Annotated in this window: 15 protein-coding genes; 7 read left to right on the forward strand and 8 right to left on the reverse strand. The window is 68.9% G+C overall.

Annotated features, from left to right (window positions below; translation table 11 throughout):
• The first annotated feature begins 635 nt into the window (after positions 1-635).
• From F2Q65_RS13455 to F2Q65_RS13475, 5 genes are all read left to right on the forward strand, one after another.
• Positions 636-4,961, forward strand: coding sequence for an acyl-CoA synthetase family protein (locus F2Q65_RS13455; protein WP_150093932.1), 4,326 nt, complete (start codon positions 636-638; stop codon positions 4,959-4,961).
• A gap of 276 nt (positions 4,962-5,237) precedes the next feature.
• Entirely contained in the window at positions 5,238-6,623 is a 1,386-nt protein-coding gene (gene miaB, locus F2Q65_RS13460; protein ID WP_150093933.1) for a tRNA (N6-isopentenyl adenosine(37)-C2)-methylthiotransferase MiaB, read from the forward strand.
• 6 nt (positions 6,624-6,629) lie between these two features.
• Positions 6,630-7,616, forward strand: a complete 987-nt coding sequence (locus F2Q65_RS13465) for a PhoH family protein (protein WP_150093934.1) — start codon at positions 6,630-6,632, stop codon at positions 7,614-7,616.
• Entirely contained in the window at positions 7,597-8,115 is a 519-nt protein-coding gene (gene ybeY, locus F2Q65_RS13470; RefSeq protein ID WP_150093935.1) for an rRNA maturation RNase YbeY, read from the forward strand. Before F2Q65_RS13465 ends, ybeY begins: the two co-directional genes overlap by 20 nt.
• Positions 8,116-8,125: 10 nt before the next feature.
• Positions 8,126-9,007 (forward strand): CorC family transporter, encoded by an 882-nt coding sequence (locus F2Q65_RS13475; protein WP_150093936.1) that lies wholly within the window; start codon positions 8,126-8,128, stop codon positions 9,005-9,007.
• Between the two features lie 56 nt (positions 9,008-9,063).
• Here the strand turns inward: F2Q65_RS13475 and F2Q65_RS13480 are convergent, their stop codons facing one another.
• The 7 genes from F2Q65_RS13480 to rsxA all read right to left on the reverse strand — a co-directional run bounded on the left by F2Q65_RS13480 (position 9,064) and on the right by rsxA (position 15,846).
• Positions 9,064-9,954: a phosphoribulokinase gene (locus F2Q65_RS13480; RefSeq protein ID WP_150093937.1), complete on the reverse strand. Its 891-nt coding sequence runs from the start codon at positions 9,952-9,954 to the stop codon at positions 9,064-9,066.
• Positions 9,955-10,144: 190 nt separating this feature from the next.
• Positions 10,145-10,879, reverse strand: coding sequence for an electron transport complex subunit E (locus tag F2Q65_RS13485; RefSeq protein ID WP_150093938.1), 735 nt, complete (start codon positions 10,877-10,879; stop codon positions 10,145-10,147).
• Positions 10,879-11,643 carry an electron transport complex subunit RsxG gene (rsxG, locus tag F2Q65_RS13490; protein ID WP_211354035.1) on the reverse strand — a complete coding sequence of 255 codons (765 nt, stop codon included), beginning with the start codon at positions 11,641-11,643 and terminating at the stop codon, positions 10,879-10,881. The genes F2Q65_RS13485 and rsxG overlap by 1 nt, the downstream gene beginning before the upstream one ends.
• A gap of 123 nt (positions 11,644-11,766) precedes the next feature.
• Entirely contained in the window at positions 11,767-12,837 is a 1,071-nt protein-coding gene (gene rsxD, locus F2Q65_RS13495) for an electron transport complex subunit RsxD (RefSeq protein WP_150093939.1), read from the reverse strand.
• Entirely contained in the window at positions 12,837-14,552 is a 1,716-nt protein-coding gene (gene rsxC, locus F2Q65_RS13500; protein WP_150093940.1) for an electron transport complex subunit RsxC, read from the reverse strand. The genes rsxD and rsxC overlap by 1 nt, the downstream gene beginning before the upstream one ends.
• A gap of 31 nt (positions 14,553-14,583) precedes the next feature.
• Entirely contained in the window at positions 14,584-15,222 is a 639-nt protein-coding gene (gene rsxB, locus F2Q65_RS13505) for an electron transport complex subunit RsxB (protein ID WP_150093941.1), read from the reverse strand.
• 42 nt (positions 15,223-15,264) lie between these two features.
• Positions 15,265-15,846, reverse strand: a complete 582-nt coding sequence (rsxA, locus tag F2Q65_RS13510) for an electron transport complex subunit RsxA (protein ID WP_150093942.1) — start codon at positions 15,844-15,846, stop codon at positions 15,265-15,267.
• A gap of 220 nt (positions 15,847-16,066) precedes the next feature.
• Here rsxA and thiE point away from each other — a divergent pair, with 220 nt between their 5' ends.
• Both thiE and thiD read left to right on the forward strand, forming a co-directional pair.
• The gene (gene thiE, locus F2Q65_RS13515; RefSeq protein WP_211354036.1) at positions 16,067-16,741 is read left to right on the forward strand and encodes a thiamine phosphate synthase; all 675 of its coding nucleotides are present in this window, start codon (positions 16,067-16,069) and stop codon (positions 16,739-16,741) included.
• 224 nt (positions 16,742-16,965) lie between these two features.
• Positions 16,966-17,775: a bifunctional hydroxymethylpyrimidine kinase/phosphomethylpyrimidine kinase gene (gene thiD / locus F2Q65_RS13520; protein WP_150093944.1), complete on the forward strand. Its 810-nt coding sequence runs from the start codon at positions 16,966-16,968 to the stop codon at positions 17,773-17,775.
• Here thiD and F2Q65_RS13525 read toward each other — a convergent pair.
• Entirely contained in the window at positions 17,748-21,380 is a 3,633-nt protein-coding gene (locus F2Q65_RS13525; protein ID WP_211354037.1) for a sulfite exporter TauE/SafE family protein, read from the reverse strand. The two genes, thiD and F2Q65_RS13525, sit on opposite strands and share 28 nt — an antisense overlap.
• Positions 21,381-21,393 lie beyond the last annotated feature (13 nt).

The following is a 21,393-nucleotide window of genomic DNA, read 5'->3' on the forward strand; positions in this document are numbered from 1 at the left end:
CCACAGGCCACAACGGCGGATGCGCTTCGCTTATCCGCCCTACAGTGTTCACCTTGTTTTGGGCGCGTTCCTTAAGGCCGCATCCCGACGCCCAGCTGCATCTGTTATTCATCCCTTTTCGACTGTTCCTCGAACCCTATTCCCGGCCGTCGCTCGTCTGCCCTTTAATCCTGTAAAGAGCCGCCAGCCGCCAGCCACCAGCCGCCAGCTGAAAGCCTTGTTTCACAGCCGATTTCCGGTCGGTTGCCTTTTGCCCAACAGCTGATCGCCCGATCCGTGAAAAAATCGGCCAAGCGCTTGATCGGGTCGCGCTGGGGGCTGGCAGCGGCGCCGGGCGGCGCGAGCGCAAGGTGCCATGGTGTCGGGACCAACACCTTAGGGGTGGTGCGGCAGTCGCCAGCGCAGGATGCGCTGATGGCGCGGCTGCTGCAAGGGTCTAGAATGAGGCTAATCCCGCCTGATCCGGCGTGCGACCTGCCGGGCAGCCGCAGGATGACAGCGTGACTGGCGCGTGGAGGGTGAGTTCGATGGCCTTATCTGCTCCAGGATCCGGACGTTTTGCTGAGCTGCTGGCCTTGGTCGGTTTGGTCGTTTTTCTGCTGGTACCGCTTGGGCCGGCCGTTGCGGACAGCGCGATGGCGCGACAGGATCCGGACATCGCGATCCCCGAGGCCTTGCGGCCCTGGGTGCCCTGGGTGTTGCACGAGGCCGATGAGCGCGACTGTCCGCTGGGTGCCAGTGCCAGTATCGGTGCCGCTGCCGCGGGGCGCATCTGTGCCTGGCCCGGGCGGCTGTCGCTGGAGGTTGACGACAAGGGCGCGCGGCTCAGCCAGCGCTGGCGGGTCTACCGGGATTCCTGGGTGCCGCTGCCGGGCGATGCCGCGCACTGGCCGCTGGACATGGCAGACGGCGAGCGGCCTTTGCCCGTGGTGGAACGCGCTGGGCGGCCCGCTGTGCGTCTGGCGCCGGGTGAGCACCAGCTGACGGGCCGATTGAGCTGGAGCCGGCGGCCGGATGCGTTGCCGATCCCGCCTGAGATAGGGCTGGTCACGCTCCGGCTCGATGGCCAGGCGATTGCGTCGCCGCGGATCGATGCCGATGGCCGGCTCTGGCTCGGTCCGGCCGATGCGGGGGCCGATGGTGGCCCGGCGTCCGCGGAGCCCGCGACGCTGCGGCTCGAGGTGATGCGCCGCGTCGAGGACAGCATCCCGCTGCGGGTTGCCACCCGAGTCGCCCTGGATGTCTCGGGGCCGGCGCGCGAGCTCAGCCTGGGGCCACTGATGCTCCCGGGCGGCATTCCGCTGGCGCTGGACAGCCCGCTGCCGGCGCGGCTGGACGAGCAGGGCCGGCTGCGGCTGCAGGTGCGGCCGGGGCGCTGGGTGCTGACGCTTGATGCGCACCATCCGGGCATGGTCTCGGCGCTGCGGTTGGAGGCGCTGCCTGCCCCCTGGCCAGCGCAGGAGGTCTGGGCCTTCGCGGCGCGGCCCGATCTGCGCCGCGTCGAGATCGAGGGCGCCCAGGCGGTGGATCCGCGGCAGACCCGGTTGCCGTCGGACTGGCAGCGCCTGCCGGCCTACCTGATGCAGCCCGGCATGACCCTGCGCCTGGTGCAGTCGAGCCGCGGCGCGCTGACCACCGACCGGCTCAGGCTGACGCGCGAGCTCTGGCTGGACCTCGACGGTGGCGGTCTCAGTCTGCGCGATCATCTCCAGGGGCAGCTGCGGACGCGCTGGCGTCTGGAGGCCGAGCCCGCGCTCCGGCTCGGCCAGGTGCAGGTCGACAGTCGGCCGCAGTTCATCACGCGGCTGCCGATGGCGGCCGGGTCCGACGCGACACCGCCCGAGTCAGCGGGACGCGAGGGCGTCGAGGTGCGGCAGGGTCAGCTGGACCTGATCGCGGAGGGCCGTGTCGAGGCGATCGGGGCCGACACGCGTCCTGGGCTGGCCATGGCTTTGCCGGCCTCGGGCTGGGCCCTGCCGTTCGACGACATCAGCGCACGGCTGCACCTGCCCGCCGGCTGGGAGCTGCTGGCGGTTGACGGCGTCGACAATCTGCCAGACAGCTGGCTCGCGCGCTGGTCGCTGCTGGACATCTTTCTGGTGCTGGTCATTTCCCTGGCGGTGGCGCGGCTGTATCGCTGGCCCTGGGGGCTGCTGGCGTTGCTCGGGCTCGTGCTGACCTGGCAGGAGCCCGGCGCGCCGCGCTGGGTCTGGTTGCATCTGCTCGCGGCCATCGCGCTGCTGCGGGCGCTGCGGCCCCAGGCCGGGCGCCCGGCGCTGGCGCGCCTGCGCGCCGTCGTGCAGCTCTATCAGCGGCTCGCGCTGCTGGCGCTGGTGCTGATCTTGCTGCCCTTTTCGGTGGTCGAGCTGCGCGATGGCCTGTTCCCGCAGCTCGACCGTCCGGGGGCATTGACCCTGTCCGGACTCGGCGGCGGCCTCCTGGGCGCGCGCGTGCCAGCGCCGGGATCTGTCGACGCCGACCTGGCCGCGCCGCAGGTCCGGATGGCCAACGAGCGCCCGGCCAAGCAACAGGTCTGGCAAGAGGACCGGCCTGACGCGCTCAAGCAGGCCCCGTCCCTGCCGACCATGGATCCGGATGCGCGGGTGCAGACCGGCGCCGGCGTGCCGGACTGGCGCTGGCGGAGCGTGCAGCTGGACTGGAATGGCCCGGTATCCGCCGGCCATGAGGTCCGGCTCTGGCTGCTGCCGCCTGCGGCCGCCCTTGGCCTGGCGCTGCTGCGGGTCCTGCTGCTGGTGACGCTCGGCCTGCGACTGGCCGGCTGGTTGGGCTGGTCTGGCTGGGGGGCGGGTCGACAGCCAGCCACGAGCGCCTCTCTGCTGGTCTTCGGCACCCTGTTGCTTGGCGGCGGGTTGCTTGGTGCGCCCGGCCAGGTTCAGGCCCAGGTGCCGGTCCAGGCTTTGGCCCAGGATCCGGTTCAGGATCCGGCCCAGGCCCGGATCGAGCACCAGCGCCAGGCGCAAGGTCCGGAGCGGGCGCAAGCCCTGTTCCCGGCGTCCGCGATCGGCGCCTTTCCGCCGCCGCAGCTGCTGGACACCCTGAAACAGCGCTTGCTGGCGCCCCCGGACTGTCTGCCCAACTGCGTGGACATCGCCGAGCTGTCGCTGACGGTCTCCGGCGATGTGTTGCGTCTGGAGCTCAGCGTCGATGCCGCGGCCGCGGTGGCCTTGCCGATTCCCGGCGGCAGCGAGGCCTGGCGGCCGCGCGAGCTGTTGCTCGACGGGGAGCCCCTGGACGGGCTGCGCCTGGACCCTGAGGGTCGTCTGCAGGTGCCGCTGCCCGCCGGACGCCACCAACTGGTGCTGCTGGGCGCCCTGCCCGCGGCGGAGCAGGTGGATCTGCCATTGCCCCGGCGACCGCACCGGGTCGTCGCCCGGGTTGATCCGGCCTGGCTGCTGGAGGGACTGGACGCCGACGGCCGCCCGGCCGATCAACTGCGCCTGTCGCGGGTCGAGGCGGCGGCGCCAGGGGGCGATGCCGATGCCGGTGCCCAGCTGCCGCCGCTGCTGGAGGTCAGGCGAACGCTGCGATTCGGGCTGGACTGGACGGTCGAGACGCGGGTGGAACGGCTGTCGCCTGCGGTCTATCCGGTCACGCTGCGCCTGCCGTTGCTACCGGGCGAGGCCGTGACCAGCCCGAACCGCCAGGTCAGCGACGGCCACATGCTGGTCTCCCTGCCGCCGGGCCGGGTCACCGACGCCTGGAGCAGCACGCTCGAGCCGGTCGGGCGTCTGCGGCTGGTGGCGAGCGACGATCCGCGGCTGACCGAGATCTGGCGGCTGGAGTTGAGTCCGCTCTGGCATCTGCAGACCAGCGGCTTCGCGCCAGTGCAGCAACTCGGTCCGGCGGAGCGCTGGCTGCCGACCTGGCGCCCCTGGCCGGGCGAGCGGCTCGAGCTCCAACTCAGCCGGCCCCTCGGCGTGCCGGGCCCGACGCTGACGCTGGACCGCAGCCGTTATCACCTGACGCCGAGCCGGCGCGGTGTCGAGGCCGCGCTCGAACTGACCCTGCGCAGCAGCCAGGGCGGCCGGCACATGGTAAAGCTGCCGCCCGGGGCCGAGCTGACGCGCTTTCGCATCGACGGCCGCGACCAGCCCCTGCCGCTGGTGACCGATGCCATCGATCTGCCGCTGGTGCCCGGCACCCAGCAGGTCGTGCTCGGCTGGCGGGAGCCGGCGGGCCTGGGCCGTCTGTACCAGCCGTCGTCGCTGGATCTCGGCATGCCGGGGGTCAACGCCGAGACCCGCATCCGCCTCGGCGCTGACCGCTGGGTGCTCTGGACGGCCGGCCCACTGATGGGGCCAGCGGTCTTGTTCTGGGGCCTGCTGGCGGTGCTGGCGCTGGTCGCGCTGATCCTGGCGCGTTCCGGGCTCACGCCGCTGGGCTTCGCCGACTGGTTCCTGCTCGGCGTCGGGCTCAGCCAGGCCGGGGCCTGGGTCGGCGTGCTTGTGGCGCTCTGGCTCATCGCGCTGGGGCTGCGCCGGCGCCAACAGTCGGAGGTTGCGGCCTGGCGCTTCAACCTGGTTCAGGTCGCGCTGGCGGTCCTGACCCTGGCCGCGCTCTGGTCGCTGCTGCTGGCGGTGCAGCAGGGGCTGCTCGGCAGTCCGCAGATGCAGGTGGCCGGCAATGGGTCCACGGCGACGGAACTGCGCTGGTATCTGGATCGCAGCGCGCCCCAGACGGCCGAAGTCACCCTGGTGTCGGTGTCCATCTGGGTCTACCGGGCGCTGATGCTGGCCTGGTCGCTCTGGCTGGCCTTGCGCGTCCTGAGCTGGCTGCGCTGGGGCTGGCAGGGCTTCGCCGCCCCCGTGCTCTGGCGCGAGCGGGACCGCAGATCCGCCTCGGCGGACTCGGGCCAGGCCGGAAACCAGACTGGGGGCCAAGCTGGGGGCCAGACGGTGGACAGGCTACGCGACGACGGGGATCTGACGCTGGACCTTTGAGGCCACGCCCTGCGCACAAACCTGAACCACACCCGACCGATCCCGGCTGCCTGCTGTTTGTGGGGCGAGGCTGAGGCAGGGCTACGGCGGCAAAGGCTGGCACACCCCGCTGGACGCGGTGCTGAAAAACGATGTGGCCGCGCATCGGTGAGACGGCAGCTCCCGGCCCGCTGGCGCTGTAACAGAGGCAAGACAGCAATGCCGCTGGAAGCCTGAGGCTGGCGGCCCCATCTCAGGTTGGTTAATATCACCGTTCGCAAGCTGCATTCTCACGAGATGTCCCGCAAACTCTACATTCAGACCTACGGCTGCCAGATGAACGAGTACGATTCGGCGCGCATGGCCGACGTGCTGCGGGTCTCCCATGGCATCGAGCTTGCCGAGCGCCCCGAGGAGGCGGACATCCTGCTGCTGAACACCTGCTCCATCCGCGAGAAGGCGCAGGAGAAGGTGTTCTCCCAGCTCGGTCGCTGGCGGCCCTGGAAGGCGCGCCGACCGGAGCTGGTGATCGGCGTCGGTGGCTGTGTCGCGAGCCAGGAGGGCGAGGCCATTCGCGAGCGCGCGCCCTACGTCGACATCGTCTTCGGTCCGCAGACCCTGCACCGGCTGCCGCAGATGCTCGATGCGCTGCAGCAGGACCGGCGGGCGCAGATCGATGTCTCCTTCCCCGAGATCGAGAAGTTCGACTGCCTGCCGCAGCCCCGCGCCGAGGGCCCGAAGGCCTTCGTCTCGGTCATGGAGGGCTGCTCCAAGTACTGCACCTACTGTGTCGTGCCCTACACCCGTGGCGAGGAGATCAGTCGCCCCTTCGATGACGTGATCGCGGAGGTCGCCGGCCTGGCGGAGCAGGGCGTGCGCGAGGTCAATCTGCTCGGGCAGAACGTCAATGCCTATCGGGGCATGATGCACGACGGCGAGACCGCCGACCTGGCCCTGCTGATCCGCTGGGTGGCCGCCATCGATGGCATCGAGCGCATCCGCTTCACCACCTCGCATCCGATCGAATTCTCCGACACGCTGATCGAGGCCTATGCCGAGGTGCCGGAGCTGGTGAGCTTCCTGCATCTGCCGGTGCAGAGCGGCTCGGACCGCATCCTGTCGCTGATGAAGCGCGGCCATACGGCCATCGAGTACAAGGACAAGATCCGTCGACTGCGTCGGGCCCGGCCGGACATCAGCATCTCGTCGGACTTCATCGTCGGCTTTCCGGGCGAGACCGAGGCCGATTTCGAGGCCACGCTGCGCCTGGTGGAGGAGGTCGGCTTCGATCAGTCCTTCAGCTTCATCTATAGCGCCCGGCCGGGCACGCCGGCGGCCGACTATGTCGACGACGTGCCCCACGCCGTCAAGCAGCGGCGCCTGGAGCGGCTGCAGCAGCGTATCAGCCACCAGGCTCAGCTCATCAGCCGGCGCATGGTCGGCGAGGTCCATCGGGTGCTGGTGGAGGGACCGTCGCGCAAGGATCCGGCCCAGCTGTCCGGGCGCACCGAGAACAACCGGGTGGTGAACTTCACCGGCCCGGCGACGCTGATCGGCGGCCTGGTTGAGCTGCGTATCACCGAGGCGCTGCCCAACTCGCTGCGCGGTGAGCTGACCGCCCCGGCATCGGCGACGGCGTCGGTGCCTGCATCAGCGCCAGCAACCCTGGCCAACGCTGTCTAGACCCGCTTGTCCACTCAACCCGAAAGCCTCGACCTCGAGCTCGCCCCGGCCGACAACGTGCGGCTGAACAGCCTGTGCGGCCCGTTCGATCAGCACCTGCGGCTGATCGAGCGGCGCCTTGGCATCGAGATCGGCAATCGTGGCGTCAGCTTCCGCCTGATTGGCGATGCCGCGGCCATCGGCGCCGGCGAACAGGTGCTGCGCGCCCTCTACGCCGCCACCGAGCACGAGGCACTGACCGCTGAGCAGGTCCATCTGCAGTTGCAGGAGGCCGGCGTCGATGCCCTGCAGGGGCAGGTCAGCGCGGATCTGCCGGAGGTGGTGATCAAGACCCGGCGCGGCCTGATCAAGGCGCGGGGTGCGATGCAGCAGAGCTATCTGCACGCCATGCTCACGCATGACATCAATTTTGGCGTCGGTCCCGCCGGCACCGGCAAGACCTATCTGGCGGTGGCCTGTGCGGTGGAGGCGCTGGAAAGTGAGCGCGTGCGCCGGGTGCTGCTGGTGCGCCCGGCGGTGGAGGCCGGCGAACGGCTCGGCTTCCTGCCGGGGGATCTGGCGCAGAAGATCGACCCCTACCTGCGCCCGCTGTACGACGCCCTGTTCGAGATGCTGGGCTTCGAAAAGGTGAACAAGCTCATCGAGCGCAATGTGATCGAGGTCGCGCCCCTGGCCTACATGCGCGGACGCACGCTGAACGAGGCCTTCGTCATCCTCGACGAGGCGCAGAACACCACGCCGGAACAGATGAAGATGTTCCTGACCCGCGTCGGCTTCGGCTCCTGCGCGGTCATCACCGGCGACGTGACCCAGGTCGACCTGCCCCGGGGACAGCCCTCGGGCCTGCGCCAGGCGCTGGAGATCCTGCGCGGCGTGGATGGCATCAGCTTCAGCTTCTTCAGCGCCCGTGATGTGGTCAGGCATGCCCTGGTGCAGCGCATCGTCAATGCCTACGACGCGCACGATCGACAGCATGGCACCGAACATCACTGACGGCACGGCGTCGGTGGCGCTGACACTCGACCTGCAATGGGCCAGCGATGCGCCGGAGCTGCCGTCCGCCGAGCAACTGCGCGCCTGGGCCGAGGCGGCGCTGGATCACTCTGGTGCCCCCTCGCCGGCGCAGCCGGAGATGACCATTCGCATCGTCGACGAGGCGGAAGGCGCCGAGCTCAATGCCGCCTACCGCGGTCGTAGCGGCGCCACCAACGTGCTGTCGTTCCCGTTCGAGCTGCCCCCGGGTCTGGACGCCGCGGGCGCCGCCGATCTGCCGGACCTGCTTGGCGATCTGGTCATCTGTGCCCCCGTGGTGCAGCGCGAGGCGCTGCAGCAGGGCAAGCCCCTGGCGGCCCACTGGGCGCACATGGTGGTGCACGGAACCCTGCATCTGCTTGGCTACGATCACATACAGGCGGCGGAGGCGGCGCGCATGGAGGCGCTGGAGACCGACATCCTCCGTCGTCTTGGTTTTTCCGCACCATACGAGGCATGAATACCCCCCGATGACGAGCGATCGATCTAGCAACGGCTCGAGGCCTAAGGGCTGGAAGAAACGTATTTGCCAGCTCCTTGGCAGCGAGCCGCAAACCAAAGAACACCTGGTGGAGGTTCTGCAGGACGCGGAACGCCGCGCATTACTCGATCACGATGCCCTGGGCATGCTCGAGGGCGTGCTGCAGGTGTCGGATCTGCGCGTTGGCGACATCATGATCCCCCGTGCCGAGATGGTCTCGGTGCGACGCGACGACCCGCTGGAGCGCATCCTGGAGACGGCGGTGGAATCCGCCCATTCGCGCTTCCCGGTGACTGGCGACGACAAGGGCGAGGTGCTGGGCATCCTGCTGGCCAAGGACTTGCTGGCCTTTTGCACCGAGGGCGGTCGACGGCAGACGTTCAACATCCGCGACCATGTGCGCAGCGCCGTCTTCGTGCCCGAGAGCAAGCGCCTGAATGTGCTGTTGAAGGAGTTCCGCTCCAGCCGCAATCACATGGCGATCGTGGTGGACGAGTACGGCGCCGCATCCGGGCTGGTCACCATCGAGGATGTGCTGGAGCAGATCGTCGGCGACATCGAGGACGAGCACGACCACGACGAAGGGGCCTTCATCTTCAAGCGTGGCAAGGGCGAATATACGGTGAAGGCCCGCACCACCGTGGAGGATTTCAACGAATACTTCCACAGCGCGCTGGAAGGGGGCGATTTCGACACCATCGGCGGCCTGGTGGTGAACGCCTTCGGCCGGCTCCCCGCCCGCGGAGAACGGGTGGAACTCGACGGCTTTCGCTTCACCATCATGCGGGCAGACAGCCGCCGGGTGCATCTGCTGACCGTGCGCCCGAGCCCGCCATTGCAGGGCCGGGCGCCGGATCAGTCCTCTGTCTGAGCGGCCCCGGCCCCGGCACCAGGTCCTGGGGGCCGGCCGGGGCCGAAGGGCGGCGGTCAGACGTGACGCGCTTCCATCATGCGCTCGATGATCGGCTGCAGCACCACCTCCATGGCAAAGCCCATCTTGCCGCCGGGCACCACCATGGTATTGCGCCGCGACATGAAGGAGTCATGGATCATGCTCAGCAGGTAGGGGAAGTCCACCTGCAGCGCCTCGGGATCCTTGAAACGGATGATGACGAAACTCTCGTCCGGCGTCGGGATGTCGCGGGCGATGAACGGGTTGGACGTGTCCACCGTGGGCACGCGTTGGAAATTTATGTCGGTCAGGGAGAACTGCGGTGTGATGTGGCGGATGTAGTCCGGCATCCGGCGCATGATGGTGTCGACGATGGCCTCGGCGGAGTAGCCGCGCTCCAGGTTGTCGCGGTGAATCTTCTGGATCCACTCCAGGTTGACGATGGGCACCACGCCGACACCCAGATCCACATGCTGGGCCACGTTGGCCTCGTTGCTCACCACCAGGCCGTGCAGCCCTTCGTAGAACAGCAGGTCGGTGCCCTCGGGCACGTCTTCCCAGGGGGTGAACTGGCCGGGGGTCAGGCTGGTGCCGAGACGGGCGTTGTGCTGCTCCGCCTCGTCGGCGCTGTGGATGTAGTACCGCTTCTTGCCGCCGCCGGTGTCACCATAGGACGCGAACAGCTCTTCGAGCAGATCGAAGCGGTTGGCGTCCGGGCCGAAGTGGCTCAGGTTGCGGTGCTCCTTGGCCGCCTTGGCCATCTCTTCCTTCATCGCCGCCCGGTCGTAACGATGGAAGCTGTCACCCTCGATCACCGCGGCCTTGATGCCGTCGCGGTAGAAGATGTGCTCGAAGGCGCGTTTGACCGTGGTGGTACCGGCGCCGGACGACCCGGTGACCGCAACAACCGGATGTTTCTTTGACATGATTGACTCCCCGTCTGTTTGCTCTATGAGACACACCCGCGGCAGCGGGACTGCGCCGGGCGTGTTGCGCGTTGGCTGAACACACCGCTCACTTGGCGTATCGACGCAGTGATTCGAACATTCGAACTGACTAATATACCACGAGCCACCCTGCGGCGGTCGACCCCGCGGATCGGGGTTTCGCTCCGGATCAGGAGGCGACGGGGCGGGGGGCGGTCTCGGGCGCCGGCTCGGGTGCCGGATCGGACACCGGCTGGCGCTGTCCGGCGCGTGCCTTGCGCGCCCGCTGCACGCGCTTGTCGATGATGTTCTTCAGCGCGATCAGCATGCCAAGGCCGATGAAGGCTCCCGGCGGCAGGATGGCCAGCAGGGCCCCCTGGAAGTCGTCGCCCAGGGTCAGGCTGAACCCCCGGGCCGCGTCCCCGAGCAACAGATGGGCCTGGTAGAACAGGGTCCCCTGGCCCAGCAGTTCCCGCAGCGCGCCCAGTCCCACCAGGACCAGCGTGAAGCCGATACCCATGGCCAGGCCGTCCACCACGGCGCGGTCCAGGCTGGTCTTGGACGCAAAGGCCTCGGCCCGGCCGATGATGGCGCAGTTGGTCACGATCAGCGGGATGAACAGTCCGAGCACCAGGTACAGCTCATACAGCAGCGCCTGCATGCTGAGCTCGACAGCGGTGACGAAGGACGCGATCACAAGCACGAACACCGGCAGGCGGACCTCCGGGCGAACCAGATTGCGGATCAGCGAGATGGTGGCATTGGACAGCACCAGCACGGTGGTCGTGGCCAGGCCCATGCCCAGCCCGTTGGTCGCCGTGGTGGTGACCGCCAGCAGCGGACAGAGTCCGAGCATCGCGACCAGGGCCTGGTTGTTGCTCCAGAGCCCGTCGCCGATGATCGGTCCATAGCCCCGCCCTGCCATCACGAGGTCTCCGGCTGCATCGCCAGGCTGGCGTGGGCGCCGGCGTGGGCGCCGGCGTGATCGTCGGCGTAGGGGGCGGCGTCGGCAGTTGGACCGCCGATCGGGCTGCCAGTCGGATCAACGACCGGATCAGCGTCCGGGTTGGCGGCCGGCATGCTGTAGAGCCGGTCACCCTGCTGCTGCACGAACAGCAGGGTGTTGCGGACCGCGTGGACCACCGAGCGTGGCGTGATGGTGGCACCGGTGAACTGGTCGAACTCGCCGCCGTCGCGCTTCACGTGCCACTTGTCCGGCGTTGGATCGTTGAGGGACTTGTTGGTGAACTGCTCGATGATCCAGTCGTCCTTGCGCTCGTCGATCTTGTCGCCGAGGCCTGGCGTTTCGTGGTGCTCCAGCACCCGCACCCCGCCCAGGGTGCCGTCCGCCAGCACCGAGACCAGCAGGCGGATCGGTCCGGCATAGCCGTCCGGCACCACGGGCTTCAGGATCACCGCCACCGGCTGTTCGCCGTCGCGCACGCGGTAGACCTCGGTGGCGGCGGCCCCGAGCAGGGCCGGATCGCTGACCGTGATGCTGTCGGCGAGGGGATCGTTCTGCACCCGTCCCGCCGGCACGATGGAGCGGAGCTTGGCCAGCATCGCCTCGCGCTGGTTCTCCGCGATGCGGGCATCCGTCATGGCGTGGGTGACCGCCACCAGGCCGACGCCGCCCACGGCAAAGCCGCCCAGGATCAGCGCCGCCACAAGTACAGGGACCTTTTTCATTGCATCTCTACTCATTCTGAAGAAGACGCTGATTGATGGGCCTCCTGGCCAAAAATCAGCACGCGATTCGAAAACGCGGTTTCGGCTTTCGCGGGTTGTCTGTTGATCAGGCCGCGCCGGCGATCAGGTCCGTTTCTGGCCGAGCTTGTGCCCGAACACCCGCGGCTGGGTATAGTGATCGATGGTCGGGGCGGCGATGTTCAGCAGCAAGACCGCGAAGGCGACGGCGTCCGGATAGCCGCCCCAGGTGCGGATGATGAATACCAGTGCGCCGATGGCCGCGCCGTAGATCAACTGGCCGCGCCGGGTGGTGCAGGCGCTGACCGGATCGGTGGCGATGAAGAAGGCGCCAAAGATCGCCGCCCCGGAGAACAGGTGGAACGCCGGCGATGGGTGGGTCTGGGGGTCCAGCAGCCAGAACAGGCCCGCCATCACCAGCAGGCCGGCCAGGAATGCCGCCGGGATGTGCCAGGTGATCACCCGCCGCCACAGCAGGTACAGGCCGCCCAGCAGGAACCAGTTGCCCACCCACTCCCAGCCGCGACCGCCGAAGTCGCCCCAGAGCGGACTCTGGCGGATGACGTCGATGGTCGAGCCCTGATCGAGTAGCGTGCGCATCTCGTCCAGCGGCGTTGCGGTGCTGATGGCGTCCCAGTCCAGTCCGGCGGGCAGGGCGCCGGTGAAGATGAGCCGTGCCGACTCCATGAACGACAGTCCCACCACGCCGCGCGCCTCCAGCAGGGCCGGCACATCCGGTGGCAGCCAGCTGGTGGTGGCCACCGGATAGGAGATCAGCAGGAAGACATAGCCCGCCATGGCCGGGTTGAAGGGGTTGTAGCCCATGCCGCCGTAGAGCTGCTTGACGATGACGATCGCAAACAGGATGCCGAGCAGGGTCAGCCACCAGGGCAGTGTCGGCGGCACCGTCAGCGCGAACAGCAGTGCCGTCACCACGGCGCTGTAGTCGCGGATCGCCGGCAGGGCGGGGCGCCCGCGTAGCTTCATCACTGTCGCCTCGGCCAGGACCGCGAACACAACCGCCAGCGCCATGTTGATCAGCACGCCCCAGCCGAAGAACCAGACCAGGGCCGCGGTCCCCGGCACCAGCGCCAGGCAGACCTGCAGCATGATCCAGTCCACGCGGTTGTTGCGGGCGCCGTGGGGCGACGAGGTGATGGTCGGGCCCGCGGACATCAGCGTGTCTCTCCGGCGTTGGTTTCCTGGCCCGCGTTGGCCGTTGGCGGCGGGCTTGCTGCGGGGTCGGCGGTTGCGGCCTTGGCCTGGCGACGCTCGGCGGCGCGTTTGCGAGCGGCCTCGATGGCGGCCTGCCGGTCTGCGTGCTGGCTCGCCGTTTTGGTGCCCGCCACAGCGCCGGTCTTGGCGCCAGTTCGGGCGCCGGCCTTCGCACCGGCGGCGGTGGCCTTGGCGGGCGCCGCAGCCTTCTTCTGCCGCAGTCGGGCCTGGCGTTCGCGCTCCAGGCGCTGCAGGCGGGCCTCACGGGCGGCGTGGCGCTGGCGGGCGTGCTCGGCAGCCTGCTTTTCGCGTTCCCGCGCCCAGCTCTCGGTCTTGGCGTAGCGGTAGTACTGCACCAGCGGGATGTGCGACGGGCAGACCAGGGCGCAGCAGCCGCATTCGATGCAGTCGAACAGGTTGTAGTCCTGCACCTTGTCCAGGTCCTTCGCCCGCGCATGCCAGTAGAGTTGCTGCGGCAGCAGCCTGGCGGGGCACACCTCGGCGCAGCGCCCGCAGCGGATGCAGGGCTGCGCCGGACCCGGATCCGGACTTTCCGCCGAAGTCAGGGCGAGGACGCAGTTCAGCGACTTGGTGACGGGGATGGCGTCGGACTCGACCGCGTAGCCCATCATCGGCCCGCCGATGACCAGTCGGGCCTGGTCCGGCCGATAGCCGCCGCTGGCCGCCACCAAGGCCGCCGCTGGGGTGCCGATACGCACCCGGAAGTTGCGCGGATGCGCCACGCCGCGCCCGCTGACGGTGACCAACCGCTCGATCAGCGGCCGTCCGCGCAGGACCGCATCGGCCACCGCCATGGCCGTGCCGACGTTCTGCACCAGCAGGCCGATCCGGGCCGGGATGTCGTGGCTGGGCACTTCCTTGCCGGTCAGTATCCGGATGAGTTGTTTTTCCCCGCCGCTGGGGTACAGGGTGGGGATGCACACCACCTCGATCAGCCGCTCCAGGCCTGCCGCCGACACCGCCTGGCGCATGGCCGCGATGGCCTCGGGCTTGTTGTCCTCGATGCCCACCAGGCAGCGCCGGGCGTCGAGGATGTGCAGCATGATGTGCACGCCATCGATGATGTCCGCGGCGTGCTCGCGCATCAGCCGGTCGTCGCAGGTGATGTAGGGCTCGCACTCGGCGCCGTTGATGATCAGCGTCTCCACCGGGTGCTCTCCCCCCGGGGCGAGCTTGACGTCGGCCGGAAAGGACGCGCCGCCCATGCCGACGATCCCGCTCTGGCGGATCCGCTGGCGCAGGTCGTCCGCGGCGGTCTGCTTGAACGCAGGAATCGGCGGCGGCAATTCGGCCCACTGGTCCAGTCCGTCGGCGTCGATGATCACGCAGGGCGCCTGCAGCCCGGACGGATGCGGCACCGCCCGCGGCTCGATGGCCGTGACCACGCCCGAGGTGGACGCATGCACCGGGGCGCTGACAGGACCCTGGGGCTCGCCGATCACCTGCCCCGTACGGACCCGATCGCCCACCGCGACACAGGCCCGGGCCGGGGTGCCGATGTGCTGCTGCAACGGGATCACCAGCTGGCTCGGCAGCGGCAGAGGTGCCGCGGGCTCCGTGTTGGACAGGGTCTTTTCGTCTGGCAGGTGCAGGCCGCCGTGAAACTGCCACAGCTTGCGCTGGCGGGAGCCGGCATGGAAAGGGATGAAGTTCATAACGGGGTCTGCTCGCAGCCGTTCGCCCGGATCACGCGGCGGGCCGATGGGCGTCGTCTGGCGGGCCCACATCCGGCACGGCGGCTTGCGGCTGCCACTGCCCTGATGGGTTCGCTGACTGGTTCACAGGCTGGCGCGTCGGCCGCGGCACGGGATAGGGCCACTTCCAGGTCGCGGTGGTCTCCGGGACCGGCTCCAGGTGGATGCAGTCCACCGGGCAGGGGTCGATGCAGAGCCCGCAGCCGGTGCATTCGCTGGCGATGATGCCGTGCAGCTGCTTGGCGGCCCCGACGATGGCGTCCACCGGGCAGGCCTGGAGGCACTTGGTGCAGCCGATGCAGGCCTGTTCGTCGACGATGGCCACCATGGCCGGCGGCGCCGCCTGGGCGTCGACCTCCACCGGCTCGCGACCCAGCAAGTCCGCCAGGGCCAGCATGGTGGCTTCGCCGCCGGGGGCGCAGCCGTTGATCTCTGCCTCACCGGCGGCCACGGCCTCGGCATAGGGGCGGCAGCCCGGATAGCCGCACTGGCCGCACTGGCTCTGGGGCAGCAGCGCGTCGATCTGGTCCGCGATGGGGTCGCCTTCCACCCGGAAGCGGATGGCCGAATAGCCCAGCAGCAGCCCGAACAACGACGCCAGGGCAGCGATGGCGGCAATGGGGATCAGCATGGCAAAGTCCTGACCGGTCGGGAGATGTGTCGCCGCGTCATGTCAGATCACCACCAGTCCGGCGAACCCCATGAAGGCCAGCGACATCAGGCCGGCGGAGATCAACGCGATCGCCCCTCCCTGGAATGGCTCGGGCACGTCCGCCACCGCGACCCGCTCGCGCATGGCGGCGAACAGCACCAGCACCAGCGAGAAGCCCAGCGCCGCGCCGAAGCCGTACAGGGCCGACTCCAGAAACCCGCGCTGTTCCTGCAGGTTCAGCAGGGCCACCCCCAGCACGGCGCAGTTGGTGGTGATCAGCGGCAGGAAGATGCCCAGCACCTGATACAGTACCGGGCTGGTCTTGTGCATCACGGTCTCCGTGAACTGCACCACTACGGCGATCACCAGGATGAAGGCGATGGTGCGCAGGTACTCGATACCCAGCGGCACCAGCATGAACTCGTTGACCAGCCAGGAGGTGACGGACGACAGCGTCAGCACGAACGTGGTCGCCAGGCCCATGCCGATGGCGGTTTCCAGCTTCTTGGAGACGCCCATGAACGGGCACAGGCCAAGAAACTTGACCAGCACGAAATTGTTGACCAGCACCGTGCCGACCAGGATGAGGGCGTATTCTGTCATCGATTCCCAGAGCCAACGACCATCAGCGTTCGGTTGGGGAAACCGATCGCCGAACGCAAACGGGTATAATAGGGCGCGGGGTGCAACGCAACAACCGCAGCAGGCGCAAGGATAGCGCCGGCATTGCTGCAGCAAAAGGGTATCAGCCGCGACAGTGATGGGCGTTGATGCTCATCATCCGGTCATCAGGTATTCAATGTCTCCTCCAAACGAAGCCGCCGTGAAACCGACGCTCGACCTGTCCGTCTATCTGGTGACCGATCCTGTGCTCTGCGCCGCGCGGGGTGTCATCGACACGGCCGTCGCCGCCGTGCGCGGTGGCGTCCGCGTCGTGCAATTGCGCGACAAGCAGGCCAGCGATGTCGAGCTGATCCGGCAGGGCCGTGCGCTCAAGCAGGCCCTGACCGGCTCGGGCGCCCTGCTCATCATCAACGACCGCCTGGAGGTGGCCGCGGCCGTCGGTGCCGACGGCCTGCACATCGGCCAGGACGACGGCGACGCCCAGGCGGCCCGCGAGCGCCTCGGCGACCAGGCCATCATCGGTCGCTCCATCCAGACGCCGGAGCATGCCGCGGCAGTGGAGCGCGACAGCGTCGACTATGTCGGCATCGGGCCGGTCTTCGCCACCGGCACCAAGCCCGACCATTCCCGGCCGCTGGGGTTCGACGGCCTCGCCCGCATGTGCGCCCTCAGCCCGGTGCCCGTGGTGGCCATCGGCGGACTCGGCATGCCGCACTGCCAGTCGGTGTTCCAGGCCGGTGCCCAGGGCCTGGCAGTGGTCTCCGCCATCTGCGGCGCGCCTGATCCCGAGGCCGCCGCCCGTGCCTTGGTCGAGGCCGCCCGGAGCGCCGGTTCGGCAGGGCGGCCCGCACCGCCATTCAGCATGGCTGACTGAGCGGGCTGGGTGTCGCCTGATGTCTCGCAGGTGATCGCTACCAGCGCCCACACTCGATCAGAACGCATTGCGCATGCTGTCAGCACGCCGACTGCATTGCGGTATTTCATGAACTGTCACGGAATGAGAGCGATGTTATCCGCACGATGGCATTGCAGTATCATGTACACTGTCACCTTATTGTTGGTTAAATATACTGTCCCTGGAAGTGTGAGGGCATTGCCATGACCGTGAACATCCTCAGCATTGCCGGGTCGGACCCGTCCGGCGGTGCCGGCATCCAGGCGGACATCAAGGCGATCTCCGCCAACGGCGCCTATGCCATGGCGGTGATCACCGCACTGACGGCGCAGAACACCCGCGGCGTGGTGGCAGTACGGCTGCTGGAGCCGGATCTGGTGGCGGCGCAGATCGATGCGGTGTTCGACGATATCCGCGTGGATGCGGTCAAGATCGGCATGATCGGCACGGCCGCCATTGCCGAGGCGGTGGCAGAGGCCTTGCAGCGCCATGCCGCTCGCAACGTGGTACTGGATCCGGTGATGGTCGCCAAGGGTGGCGATCGCCTGCTGGCAGCGGAGGCCACCGAGGCCCTGATCGCGCGTCTGCTGCCCCTGGCCGATGTGCTGACGCCCAATCTGCCCGAGGCCGCGGCCCTGCTCGGCATTGCCGAGCCGCAGCACCGCGACGCCATGCCGGAGCTGGCCGAACGGCTGTGCGCCCTGGGGCCGCGTAACCTGCTGCTCAAGGGCGGTCATCTGCCGGCGGAAGATAGTCCGGACTACCTGCATACCGCCTCCGGCGGCCACTGGCTGGACGGGCCGCGCCTGCCCACCCGCAACACCCACGGCACCGGCTGCACCCTGTCCTCGGCCCTGGCGACGCACCTGGCTCGCACTGCCGATCCGCTGGCGGCGGCGCAGCGGGCCAAGCGCTATGTGGCGGGGGCCATTGCCCATGCCGACGCGCTCCAGGTGGGTTCGGGTCATGGCCCGACCCATCACTTTCACGCCCTGTGGCGGTCTGCGGACTGATCGGGCCCGTCGGGCAGCGCGAACAGCGCCGATTCCGGCCGCTGCAGATCGACCCCGGAGCGGCCGGCGAACAGCCGCAGGTCGTCGCGGATATGCCCCCAGCAGGTGGGGCCGAGGCGTTCCGGCGGGCCTGAGAGTTCACTCTCCAGACAGATGTGACGCTGGCGCCGGAACAGGCGCACCCGCAGTTGCAAGGGTGCATCCGGCCCGGTCGTGAGCGGGGCCGGGTGCAGTTCCACCTGCAGTTCCACCAGATTGCTCGCGATGCGCGGCCGGCCGGTGGCCACCCGCTGCAGGCCGCAATCGGGGTCGCGGCAGCGCTCCCGCAGGGCGAAGGTGAACTCGCGCTCGAAGAACACGCAAAAGGCGTATTGCAGGTCTTCCAGCTGCCGCTGTAACCGGCGCAGCCGCTTGGGGTGATCCGCCTGCTCCCGGATCTGGCGCTGCAGCAGCCGACGCAGCCGGTCGAATCCCTTGGGCAGGGCGCCGCTGTGAAAGCCCCGGGTCAGCAGCGCGCGCACATCTTCGCCATGACTGCCCACGGTGGCCGGCTCCACCGCCAGCGCCACCTCGTCCTGCGCGTCGTCGCTGTCGATGTCCCTGCCCCGCAGCCCGCCCCGGTGATTGGCCTGATACAGCTTCCAGTTCTCCTTCAGCTCCCAGACCAGGAAGCCGAACAGCCCCGGCAGCAGCAGGATGGTCAGGGTCACTAGCGGATAGGCGATGACCTTGGGCAGCACGGATTCGCTGATGTCGATGAAGGTCGCGGTGATGGCCGGCAGGAAAGGCAGCAGCAGCTTGTGCCCGATGCTGACGATGGGGAAATGCTTCACTGGGTTGATCTGCGGCTCCACCAGCACCGTCACATAGAACTCGATCAGTGCCTCCGCCAGGCGCCAGATCGGTGCCAGTGCGGCCTTCAGTAGCAGGCTCGGCGGGGTCTCGCCCAGGTGGTGCGTCAGGGCCTCGTCCACCCGGTGCAGCAGCTGCGAGAAGCGCCGGGAGACCTCCTTGAAGAAGTAGATCAGCTGCTGGATCAGACCGATGAACAGCGTCTGGTTGATGCGGCGCAGATAGAGGCCGAGGTTGGTGGACAGATCATCCAGGAAGCGCCGGCCCGCGGGGGTGTTGCGTGCCAGGGTACCCAGGGCAAAGGCCAGTCCGGCCAGCCACAGGCCCGGCTCGATGGGGACCTCCTCCACCAGCACCGCCAGCGCGATGATGGGCGTCAGCGGCACCACGCCGATCAGCATGGGGGCCACCAGATTGCGCCCGAGGGCGCGCGCCAGGCCCGTCTTCAGGAATCCCGCCACCGGCGGCCAGCGCAGCAACTGGCGCACGCCGTCATACAGCACGAAGCGCAGGGTGGCGGTGAGGGCATGCCACAGGGTCCGGGCCAGGTGACGGCCGATGCCGCTGTACAGACCGATGTTGGTCAGCAGCCCGATCAGGATGATCGCCGCCGGCGTGGTGAAGGCGAATGCGGCGTCATGGGTCGGCAGCAACGCCAGCAGCAGGTCCAGGCTCTTCAGCACCAGGTAGGCGCCGCCGAAGGGCAGCAGCAGGTGTCGCAGGATGCTGCGTCCGGGGCCGGTGCCGAACAGCGGCGCCCCCAGTTGCTGCAGTCCCTTGATGTAGAATTCGCCGGGGCGATAGACGCCGGGCAGGGCGCGGGCGGCGGTGCGGTCGAAGCGGCGCAGCCGGTCGCCGCGGAAGAACTCGCCCAGGGTGGGATCGGGCAGGCGCAGGATGTTGCGTGCGACGATATCGCGCGCATCGGTGAACTTCAGATGCCGGCGGTGCTTGATCACGTCCAGCAGTTCCAGGCGCATCTTCTGCGCCGCCACCACCTCGCGATGCCCACGCGGCACGAAATCCGCCTCGCGCATGGCCTGCTCCAGGCGCGGCATGATCTGCACATCCAGCCGGCGCGTGATGCGGCTGTTCAGCTCCTCCAGCGCCTCGCTGAAGCGCTCCAGATCGGCGATGGGCCAGGGCAGGTCTTCCAGCCGCTGGCGACCGGTCTCCAGTGCGCGCAGGGCCTTCAGCAACGGCTGGAACGGCAGCACCTGTCGCACCCGACCACGCCCCGGATGCCGCAGCCAGGGCAGCAGCCGCAGCCGCAGCCGATAGTAGTCGTAGCGCCCCTCGTACAGGACCTGGTCCAGCTGCGACAGCAGGGCCCGCGCCGACGGGCTGCCGGGCCCGCGCCGATCATCCGTCGCCAGGCGTGCCACCAGGGCATGGATCTCCCGGGCGGTGGCCGGCGGCAACTTCCACTTGGCGGCGAGCAGGTTGGCCAGCTGTTCCTCGGCGCAGGATTCGCGCTCGGCAAGGATCCGCTCCACCGCCGGCAGCGCTGACGGCGGCCTGCGCGTCAGCCGCCGGCACAGCCGCCTGGCCTCGGCGAGCCAGCGCAACGCCCGGGCGAGACGCCCGTCGAGTTCCGCCCGCTGGGCGCACGCCATGGCCCGCTCCAGCAGGTGCAGACTCAGCCGGCCCCGTGTGCCCTGGGCCGGGTCCGACGGCGTCGGGTCTGCCGTCGTCAGCGGGCCAAAAGCCAGGTGCCGGAGGCCGGGCAGCAGCAGCACCCGAAGCAGGGCGTGCTCGCCGACATCGCGACTCCAGCCGCCGGCGCGCCGCAGCCAGCCCCGGCGTCGCCGCAGCATGAGGCCGCGCCGGATGGCGTCCAGGCAGGACTGCTCCGGCGCTGAGGGCGCCTCGGCATTGGCCTGGTCGGCCGATGCGTCAGGCGCGGTGATGGATGGCGTGACGACCGACAGGCTGTCGGATGATGCGGCATCGGGTTCGCCGGATGTCTCCAGCGCCCGCAGCACCTGGGGCAGATCCGGGTCGGATGCGGCGTAAGGCAGCGCCAGCGGCAACAATGGCGGTGTTGCAGGCAGGTCCGAGCCGGCACCGGGGCGGCTCTTTGTCAGCAGCATCGGCAGCCGGTTGTTCTGCAGCGGCTCCGGCAGGTCCAGTCCGCTGGCCGCAAGCCACTGGTCCACCTCGGCCCATGCGCGGGTGGCGGGGAAGAAGAACCCGCGGGATCCCGGCGCGAAGTACTTCAGGCGGACCACCATGGCGACGAAGCTGCGGCAGATCAGGTCGTCTTCCCACACCGGCAGGATGACGCCGTCGCGGTCCAGCACGTCGCGCACCTCGGCAAAGGCATGGCTGCCGATCAGGGCCTGCAGCGCCTCGGCCCCGAACTGCTCGACGTCGTGGTTGTCCTCGCGTGCATTCTGCCAGGCGCGTGCCACCTCGGCCTCGAACGTGCGCGCCCAGTAGTCATGGCGCAGCGGGCGCAGGCCGTGTTCCTCGATCCGTTGTGCCGGCGGGCTTGGCAGCAGGACGACGTAGTTCGGCAGCCGCAGCCCCTCGATGACGGACAGGGCCTCGGCGTTCTCGCTCTCCAGGCCGTACAGGAAGTCCGCCCGCGGCATCAGGTAGTAGGGCAGGTCGGGGACGGAAACCCCCTGCAGCTTGGCGCCAAGCTGTTCTTCGATCAGGCGTTCGATGGCCCGGGCATGGACCAGGAACACGCCGTCGGCGGGTTTCAGGATCTGCTGTCGAAAGACCTTGGCGGCGGCGGTAGACATGCGGACGATAGGA

Source organism: Thiohalocapsa marina, from assembly GCF_008632335.1.
Lineage (GTDB): Bacteria > Pseudomonadota > Gammaproteobacteria > Chromatiales > Chromatiaceae > Thiohalocapsa > Thiohalocapsa marina.

Coding starts and splice junctions, on each gene's coding strand:
- F2Q65_RS13480 (WP_150093937.1), bottom strand. CDS start 9,954: ATGTCAAAGAAACATCCGGTTGTTGCGGTCACCGGGTCGTCCGGCGCC.
- rsxD (WP_150093939.1), bottom strand. CDS start 12,837: ATGTCCGCGGGCCCGACCATCACCTCGTCGCCCCACGGCGCCCGCAAC.
- F2Q65_RS13455 (WP_150093932.1), top strand. CDS start 636: ATGGCGCGACAGGATCCGGACATCGCGATCCCCGAGGCCTTGCGGCCC.
- miaB (WP_150093933.1), top strand. CDS start 5,238: ATGTCCCGCAAACTCTACATTCAGACCTACGGCTGCCAGATGAACGAG.
- ybeY (WP_150093935.1), top strand. CDS start 7,597: ATGGCACCGAACATCACTGACGGCACGGCGTCGGTGGCGCTGACACTC.
- F2Q65_RS13525 (WP_211354037.1), bottom strand. CDS start 21,380: ATGTCTACCGCCGCCGCCAAGGTCTTTCGACAGCAGATCCTGAAACCC.
- F2Q65_RS13485 (WP_150093938.1), bottom strand. CDS start 10,879: ATGGCAGGGCGGGGCTATGGACCGATCATCGGCGACGGGCTCTGGAGC.
- thiD (WP_150093944.1), top strand. CDS start 16,966: ATGACCGTGAACATCCTCAGCATTGCCGGGTCGGACCCGTCCGGCGGT.
- F2Q65_RS13475 (WP_150093936.1), top strand. CDS start 8,126: ATGACGAGCGATCGATCTAGCAACGGCTCGAGGCCTAAGGGCTGGAAG.
- rsxB (WP_150093941.1), bottom strand. CDS start 15,222: ATGCTGATCCCCATTGCCGCCATCGCTGCCCTGGCGTCGTTGTTCGGG.
- rsxA (WP_150093942.1), bottom strand. CDS start 15,846: ATGACAGAATACGCCCTCATCCTGGTCGGCACGGTGCTGGTCAACAAT.
- rsxC (WP_150093940.1), bottom strand. CDS start 14,552: ATGAACTTCATCCCTTTCCATGCCGGCTCCCGCCAGCGCAAGCTGTGG.
- rsxG (WP_211354035.1), bottom strand. CDS start 11,643: ATGAAAAAGGTCCCTGTACTTGTGGCGGCGCTGATCCTGGGCGGCTTT.